Origin of the sequence: Kerstersia sp. (assembly GCF_052103615.1) — a bacterium.
In the GTDB taxonomy this organism is placed as follows: Bacteria; Pseudomonadota; Gammaproteobacteria; order Burkholderiales; family Burkholderiaceae_B; genus Kerstersia.
Map to the genome: position 1 here is coordinate 1 of NZ_JBQEKA010000115.1, position 8196 is coordinate 8196.

Annotated in this window: 6 protein-coding genes; 1 reads left to right on the forward strand and 5 read right to left on the reverse strand. The window is 64.3% G+C overall.

What is annotated here, in order from left to right; all coding sequences use genetic code 11:
* The 5 genes from ACTJGZ_RS15150 to ACTJGZ_RS15170 all read right to left on the reverse strand — a co-directional run.
* The coding region (locus ACTJGZ_RS15150) for a branched-chain amino acid ABC transporter ATP-binding protein/permease (RefSeq protein ID WP_441663733.1) at window positions 1-1623 on the reverse strand (1623 nt) is incomplete at its 3' end.
* A 1-nt stretch (window position 1624) separates the two neighbouring features.
* Window positions 1625-2671: a branched-chain amino acid ABC transporter permease gene (locus ACTJGZ_RS15155; RefSeq protein WP_441663737.1), complete on the reverse strand. Its 1047-nt coding sequence runs from the start codon at window positions 2669-2671 to the stop codon at window positions 1625-1627.
* 114 nt (window positions 2672-2785) lie between these two features.
* Window positions 2786-3937: an ABC transporter substrate-binding protein gene (locus tag ACTJGZ_RS15160; protein ID WP_441663738.1), complete on the reverse strand. Its 1152-nt coding sequence runs from the start codon at window positions 3935-3937 to the stop codon at window positions 2786-2788.
* A 167-nt stretch (window positions 3938-4104) separates the two neighbouring features.
* Complete coding sequence (locus ACTJGZ_RS15165; protein ID WP_441663734.1) at window positions 4105-4578, reverse strand: MarR family winged helix-turn-helix transcriptional regulator; 474 nt, start codon at window positions 4576-4578, stop codon at window positions 4105-4107.
* Window positions 4579-4835: 257 nt separating this feature from the next.
* Entirely contained in the window at window positions 4836-5246 is a 411-nt protein-coding gene (locus tag ACTJGZ_RS15170; protein ID WP_441663735.1) for a DUF423 domain-containing protein, read from the reverse strand.
* 289 nt (window positions 5247-5535) lie between these two features.
* Between ACTJGZ_RS15170 and uvrA the strand changes: the two genes are divergently transcribed.
* On the forward strand, window positions 5536-8196 hold a 2661-nt coding region (uvrA, locus tag ACTJGZ_RS15175; RefSeq protein WP_441663736.1), incomplete at its 3' end, for an excinuclease ABC subunit UvrA.

Sequence of the window (8196 nt, forward strand, 5' to 3'; positions counted from 1 at the left end):
GGCTGCCAGCGCTTCTGTTTCTGTGTGGCGCAAACCGGCTGCCGGTTCATCCAGCAATAGCAGGCAAGGGTCCGCGCACAAGGCGCGCGCGATTTCCAGAATCCGCTGCTGGCCCAAGGCCAGGCTGCCGGCAGGCCGAGCCAGGAGTTCGCCCAGGCCGACCCGTTCCAATTGCAGGCGCGCCTCATTGAGCAAGGCCGCCTCGTCCGCGCCATCCAGGCGCAAGGCTGACGCGAACACGCCTTGACTGCCGCGCAGATGCGCCCCCAGCGCCGTGTTTTCCAGCACACTCATATCAGGCAGCAATTTGACGTGCTGGAAGGTGCGCGACAATCCGGCGGCGGCCAGCTCACGCGGCGGCAGGCCGTTGATGCGGCGGCCCTGGAAAATCACCTCGCCCTCATCAGGCCTATCCACGCCGGACACCAGATTGAAGAGCGTGCTTTTGCCCGCGCCATTGGGACCGATCACGGCCAGAATCTCACCTGCCGCCACCGTCAAGGACATGGCGCGGTTGGCAACCAGGCCGCCGAAACGGCGCGTCACCTCCCGCACTTCAAGAATCGGCGCCCCGGCAGCGGGACGCTTGCGCGCCGGCAAACCGGGCGCGGCTGACGGCGCGGCAGGCAACCGCTCCAAGCCTGGCGCAAGGGCGCGCGGGCGCCCCAGGCGCCGGGCCAATGCCGACCAGATGCCGCCAGGCCAGCGCTGAATCACCAGCACGATCAACAGGCCAAACACGATACTTTCGAAATTGCCGCTGCGGCCCAGCAGTTGCGGCAGCCAGTCCTGCAGCCACTCCCGCAACAGCACCACGGCGGCCGACCCGGCCACTGCCCCCCACAGGCTGCCCATGCCGCCCAGCAGCGCCATGAACAGGTAGTCAATCCCGGCCTGTACGCTGAACGGCGCGGGGCTGACGAAACGCTGGGTGTAGGCATACAGCCAGCCCGATAGGCCGGCCAGGCCTGCGGCAATCAGAAACACCGTCATCTTGGTGCGGAAGATGTTCACGCCCATGGATGCCGCCATCTCCTGGCCGCCGCGCAATGCGCGGATGGCGCGCCCCGTGCGCGACGCCAGCACATTACGCACCAGCAGCATGGCCAGCAAGACACAGGCCCAGATCAGGTAATACATGCGCGGGCCATCGCCAAATTCGATCCCGGCCAGGCGCAGCGGCGGCAGGTCGGGCAGACCGGAATGCCCGCCCAGGCCTTCCAGGGTCCCGAAAAGGTAATACAGCGACATGCCCCAGGCGATAGTGCCCAGGGGCAGATAATGCCCCGACAGCCGCAAGGTCAGTTGCCCCAGCACATAGGCCAGCAACAGCGTCGCCGCCATCCCGGCCATCAAGGCCAGCCAGGGCGCCCCTATCTGCGGGCCCAGATTCATGGCGGCAGGCGCGGTCAGCACGGCTGTCGCATAAGCGCCTATGCCCACAAACGCCGCCTGACCGAAGCTCGTCATCCCGGCCACGCCCGTCATCAGCACCAGCCCCAGTGTCGCCAGCGCGAACATGCCGATATTGTTGAGCAAGGTGACATAGAACGAAGGCACCAGCAGCGGCAGCACCAGCAAGGCCAACAGCCCGGCCAGCAGCCAGTATGAATACTTGCGCATGTCAGTGCTCCTCTTCCTGGCGGCTCTTGAGCGAGCGCCAGAGCAGGAACGGCAGGATCAGCGTGAAAACAATCACTTCCTTGTAGTTGCTGGCCCAGAACGTGGAGAAAGCCTCGGCCAGGCCCACGACAATGGCGCCTGCCGCCGCCACGGGATAGCTGGCCAGCCCGCCAATGATGGCGCCCACAAAGCCCTTCAGGCTGATCAGGAAACCGGAGTCGTAATACAGCGTGGTCAAAGGCGCGATCATGATGCCCGACAGGGCGCACAGAAAGGCGGCCAGGCCGAAGCTGATGCGCCCGGCCAGCAGCGGCGAAATCCCCATGAGCTGCGCCCCCATGCGGTTCACCGCAGTGGCGCGCAAGGCCTTGCCATACAGCGTGCGGGTGGACAGCAGATACAAGCTGCAAATGGCAATGGCGGACAGCGCCAGTACCCACAGCGTCTGGCTATTGATATAAGCCATGCCCAGATCCAGCCCCTCTTCGGAGAATGGCTCGGTACGCATCCCTTCCGGCCCGAATACCAGCAAACCCACGCCAACCAGGCTGACATGCACCGCAATGGCAATAATCATCAGCAACAAGCCGGAAGCATGCGCCACCGGCTGAAAAAACAGCCGGTACATCAAGGGCCCCAGCGGCGTTATCGCCGCCAGCGTCAACAAGGCCTGCACGCCCATGGGCAATGCCGCCAGCGGCAGGCACTGCAACAGCGCCAGCAAGGCCAGCGCATAAGCCGGCATGAGACAGAGTTGCCACCAGGCGCGGCGGCCCCGCCGGCGGCGCTGATGCCGCTGTTTCCACCAGCCCCAGGCATCCGCTAGCGCCGCCAGCAGCGCCATGGCCAGCACCAGCCAGCCAATGGCGGTCTGGCCCGACTGGATGGCCGCCATGGTCAAGGCACTGAAGGCGACGAATTCACCCAGGGGGATCAGCAGCACCCGGGTGACGGAAAACACCAGGATGATGGACAGCGCCACCAGCGCATAGATCGCGCCATTGCTGATACCGTCCTGCCCCAGCAGGACGATGATTTGCGGATTCAACATATCGGTAGGAGGACATCGCGTCCGCCGCAGCTTAAGCCAGCCATGGCGGACGCGCTTGAATTTTCATGGATGGCCGGCCCGTCGGCGCGGGCCGGCGCACTGCGGCGCGCCTTAATCCCGCACCAGGTGCCAGGCGCCATCCTTGACCGTAATCAGTTCACGGCCGCGTTCATCGAAACCGCTGTGATCCTGCGGCGTCATGTTGTACACCCCTTGCGTCGCAGGCAGCTCGCGGATCTGCTCCAGCGCATCACGCAGGGCCTGGCGGAAGGCCGGCGTGCCGGGTTGCCCGGCCTGGGCCGCCACCGGAATGGCCGCCTGCAGCAGCAGACCTGCGTCATAGACATTGGCGCCGAACGTCGCCGGCTCCTGGCCGTAGCGGGCCTTGTAGGCGTCGATGTACTGACGTGCCACGGCCTTGGAAGGATGCGAATCCGGCACTTCATCCATCACCAGCATCAGGCTGGCGGCCAAGATGGTGCCTTCCACCTTCTTGCCGCCCAGCTTGAGGAAATCATTCAGCGCCGCGCCGTGCGTTTGATAAATCTGGCCGCGATAGCGCTGATCTGCCAGCGTGGTTTGCGGCAGCACGGAAGAACTGCCCGGCGCGCCCACCAGAATGGCATCGGGCTTGGCGGCAATCAGCTTGATGGCCTGCGCCGTCAGGGAGGTATCCTGGCGCTGGAAACTTTCGGTCGCGACAAGCTCTATGCCCGCTTTGCCGGCCTGGTCCTTGATGACGGCCAGCCAGCTTTCGCCATAAGGGTCGGCCGTCCCGATGAAGCCCAGCGTCTTCACCCCGGCGCTCACCATATGATCTACCAGCGCCGAAGCGATCACATCATCGTTCTGCGTGGTTTTGAATACCCATTTTTTCTGTTCCGTCATCGGCTGGATCACCGATGCGCTGCCCACCGGCGCCAGCATCGGCACTCCGGCTTCGGCAACCACGGGAATCACTGCCAGGGAACTGGGGGTACCGCTGGTGCCGATAATGGCATCCACGCCATCCGCAATCAGTTTCTTGTAGGCCGTCACCGCAGCCGTCGGATTGCTGGCATCGTCCAGGGAAATGTATTCGATCGTCAGATCACCCGCCTGCGTCGGCATCAGTTCGATGGTGTTCTTCTGCGGAATCCCCACCATGGCCACCGGTCCCGAGGAGGAAGTCACGACCCCGACCTTGACCTGGGCCTGCGCCCCGGCAGCCAGGAACAAGCCAGCCAGCAGGCCGCACAGTATGCGTTGCTTTTTCATCTGCATTCTCCGATAAGCAGGCAGCAGCCCCATGGCCGGTTGCCGGATTTTCATGCTAAGCCCGTCATTCTGCCATGCCTGCTGCCGAATCATGCCGCCAGCGACGCTGACACACGCCCGCCGGCAGCGCCTGACAGGCCCGCAAGCGCCAGGAAAGACGGCGAAACGACGCCTCAGGCGTCGTTCAGATTATTGAACATCTGTTCCAGCATCTGATTCAAGCGGGCGATCTTGACCGATGACAAACCGCTGAAACCCTGCGCGAATACCTGAGCGGTCGCCTCCCGCATCTCGGCGATCATCTGGCTGCCCCGTTCCGTCAGCGCGACGACCGTGACACGGCCATCCTGCGCCGAGGTCTGGGTATCCACCAGGCCATCCGCCTTCATGCGATAAACGATTTTGGTAATGGTGGACAGCTTCGCCACCGCATGCAGCGCAATTTCCGACATGCTGGATGTGCCGTTTTCCTTCAGGATGAACAGCACGCGCCATGTCGGCACGTCTGCCCCCACCCGGCGCAAGGCCTTTTCCATGCGCTGGACATAGAGATTATTCAGGCGGGCGACCCAGTAGAAAGGAAAGTCTTCCTTGACGAAGGCTTCACTGACGGGGTTGAAGCGACTCACTCTTTTATTAATGGTCATTCGGCGGCACCAAAATCAATCGCCTCCAGGGTGACCCCTGGAGGCGTTCTGTCAGGGCAATAGCGCGAAGCCTCCCTGCCCGGGACGGTGCTTCCCGCCGCCATACGGCACGCCGGCGGCGCGGTATGGCGCACCGCCGCGCTGCGCGCCGGGCCGTGGCCCGCCTGCGCCGCGCCTGGGTGCATAGGTCAGGCATTCTATCGCGCCCGACGCCCTTGCGTACCTGCCGCTTCCCCCTAGGGAGAACGATTACCGGCTTAGCTGGCCTTGGCTTCGTTGCCGCCGCGCAAACCGGCCAGACCCAGGAAAATCCAGCCAAAGAGGTAGAACATGCCGCCGACCGGCACCATATTGGGCATGAAGCGGGCCTGGTTCAGCGTATTGAAATAGATCAGCCCGGAGAACAGCAGAATCCCCAGCGTGAAGCAAATCCCTGCCACGCCGGCAAAACGGCTGGGCTTGCCCAGGCGGAACCAAAGCGCCACACCGAACAGGGCGAGCGCGTGGAACATGTTGTATTCCACGGCCGAGCTCATGGACACGATAGCGGCCTGCAGGCTCTCTTCAGGCACAAAGGACGCCAGCCCGTGCGCCTTGATGGAGCCCATAAGCACCCCCAGAACACCGGCAACGGCGGACAATACAAACCAGAGACGGCTGCATTTCATATCGAATCCTCAAGATGTGAAAAAAATGGAAAACGGGCGTGCCTGGAACCAGTGGCCCAGCGCAACGTCGGCAAACCGCCGACAGCCATCGGAACCATGGCCCCGATGGCAGCGCAGCGATTGTAGTCAGGCCGGCGGCCCCGTGACATTTAGCCATGCCTCAACTTTGGCAAGAAATCTATAGCTGCCACGGCGCTTGCCCAGCCTGACACCAGATTACTGTTTATTTTTACAGTCAAAAATGCCGGTCTCGCTGTAAACTGGCGCGATCCCTTACCCTCGTCCTGCCATGAGCTCTGATATCCGCATCACTGGCGCACGCCAGAATAATCTGAAGAACCTCGACCTTGTGCTGCACACCGGCGAACTGACGGTGTTCACGGGGGTATCCGGCTCCGGCAAATCCTCGCTGGCCTTCGATACGCTCTATGCGGAAGGCCAGCGGCGCTATGTCGAAACATTCTCGCCCTATGCGCGCCAGTTCCTCGACCGCATGGACAAGCCCCAGGTTGACCGCATCGAAGGCATTCTGCCCGCCATTGCCATCGACCAGACCAACCCGGTGCGCAATTCACGCAGCACGGTCGGCACCATGACCGAGCTGAACGACCACCTGAAGCTGCTGTTCGCCCGCGCCAGCAGCCTGTTCGACCGCGTCACCGGCCATCGGGTCATCCGCGACAACCCGGCGACTATCCTGGCTTCTCTGCGCGAACGCGCAAGCGCCGCCGGCGATCCGCGCCTGGTCGTGACCTTCCAGCTGCCGGTGCCGGCCAATTTTTCCGAAGACGAAGTCCGGGCCTTTCTCGAAGGCCAGGGCTACACGCGGGTACACGGCCAGGCCCTCGCGCCAGCCATCAGCGCGGCCCAGGCCGAAACGCCCCAGGCCGCCAAGGCAGGCAAAGGCAAACGCGCCCAGGCTCCCCAGGCGCAACGCATCCTGCAAGTCGTGCAGGATCGCTTCCGCCTGTCCGGCGCCGAACCCGAACGCATCGCCGAAGCGCTGGAAACCGCCTTGCGCATGGGACGCGGCCACCTGGCCATCCACGCGCTGGACGACAACGGGGACGATGCCGCTGTCTGGCGCTACAGCGACCGCCTGAGCGACCCGGACAGCGGCATCGAATATAGCGAGCCGCTGCCCAGCACCTTTTCTTTCAACTCCCCGCTGGGCGCTTGCGAAAGCTGCCGCGGATTCGGCCGAGTCATCGGCATCGACCACGACCTGGTCATCCCCGACGGCAATAAAACGCTGCGCGAAGGCGCGGTGCGGCCCTGGCAGACCGCCAGCTACAAGGAATGCCAGGACGAAATGGAAAAGTACGCGCCAGCCGCCGGCGTGCGGCTGGGCGTGCCCTGGAAAGCGCTGACCGAAGAGGAGCGCCATTGGGTGCTGCACGGCGACCCCGCCTGGAAGGGCGGCAATCAGGCCTGGAAACACCAATGGTATGGCGTGCAGCGCTTTTTTGACTGGCTGGAATCACGCGCCTACAAAATGCATGTGCGCGTGCTGCTGTCCAAATACCGCAGCTACTCCACCTGCCCGGCCTGCAAAGGCTCCCGGCTCAAACAGGATGCCCTGCTCTGGCGCGTCGGCAGCGCTGCCGACGCGCAGGCCGTGCTGCCCGGCGGCGACCCGCGCTATCACCGCTTCCTGCCCGCGCATGCCAGCTGGAGCCAGGCGCAGCTTGATGCCATGCCCGGCCTCTCGCTCCACGACCTGATGCGCCTGCCCATCAGCCGGGTGCGGCAATTCTTCCTGGATCTGCGTTTCGAAGGCGGACTGGACGCCGCCATGGAACTGCTGATGGACGAAGTCAACGCCCGCCTGCGCTTTCTCTGTGATGTCGGTCTGGGCTACCTGACGCTGGACCGCCAGAGCCGCACCTTGTCCGGGGGCGAAGTGCAGCGTATCAACCTGACCACAGCGCTGGGCACGTCGCTGGTCAATACGCTGTTCGTGCTGGATGAACCCTCCATCGGCCTGCACCCGCGCGACATGCACCGCATCGTCGAAGTCATGCACCGCTTGCGCAATGCCGGCAATACCCTGGCGGTCGTCGAACACGACCCGCTGGTCATGCTGGCCGCCGACCGCATCATCGACGTCGGCCCCGGCCCCGGCGAGCGCGGCGGCCATATCGTCTTCGATGGCACGCCCGACGCCCTGCGCCGCGCCGCCACCCTGACAGGCGACTATCTCGGCGGCCGCCGCCGCGTGGAAGCACCCCGCCCCATGGCGGTAGCGGCCAACACGCCGCGGCTGCTGCTCGAAGGCGCGCGCGCCCATAACCTGCAAGACATTTCCGTGGACATCCCCCTGGGCCGCCTGGTGTGCATCACCGGCGTCTCCGGTTCGGGCAAATCGACCCTGGTGCAGGACGTCCTGTACCCGGCGCTGCTCAAGCATTTTGGCCGTCCCACCGAGGCGCCGGGCGCGCATGACAGGCTGCTGGGCGCGGAACAGCTCGCCGACGTCGTGATGGTGGACCAGACGCCCATCGGCAAGACCGCCCGCTCCAACCCGGCCAGCTATGTTGGCGCCTTCGACGCCATCCGCAAGCTCTTCGCGCTGGCGCCGCTATCGCGCGAACGCAGCTATACCCCCGGCATGTTCAGCTTCAACAGCGGCGACGGGCGCTGCCCGACTTGCGGCGGCACCGGCTTTGAACACGTGGAGATGCAATTCCTGTCGGACGTGTATCTGCGCTGCCCGGATTGCGACGGCAAACGCTTCCGCCCGGAAGTCCGCGAAGTCAAACTCTCGCACCTGGGGCGCGAAGCCTCCATCGACGAAGTGCTGGATATGACGGTGCACGAAGCCAGCCTCTTCTTCAAGGGCTTGCGCGATGTGCAGACCGGCCTGGCCCCGCTGGTGGATGTCGGCCTGGAATACGTCAAGCTGGGGCAGCCTGTCCCGACCCTTTCCGGCGGCGAAGCCCAGCGCCTC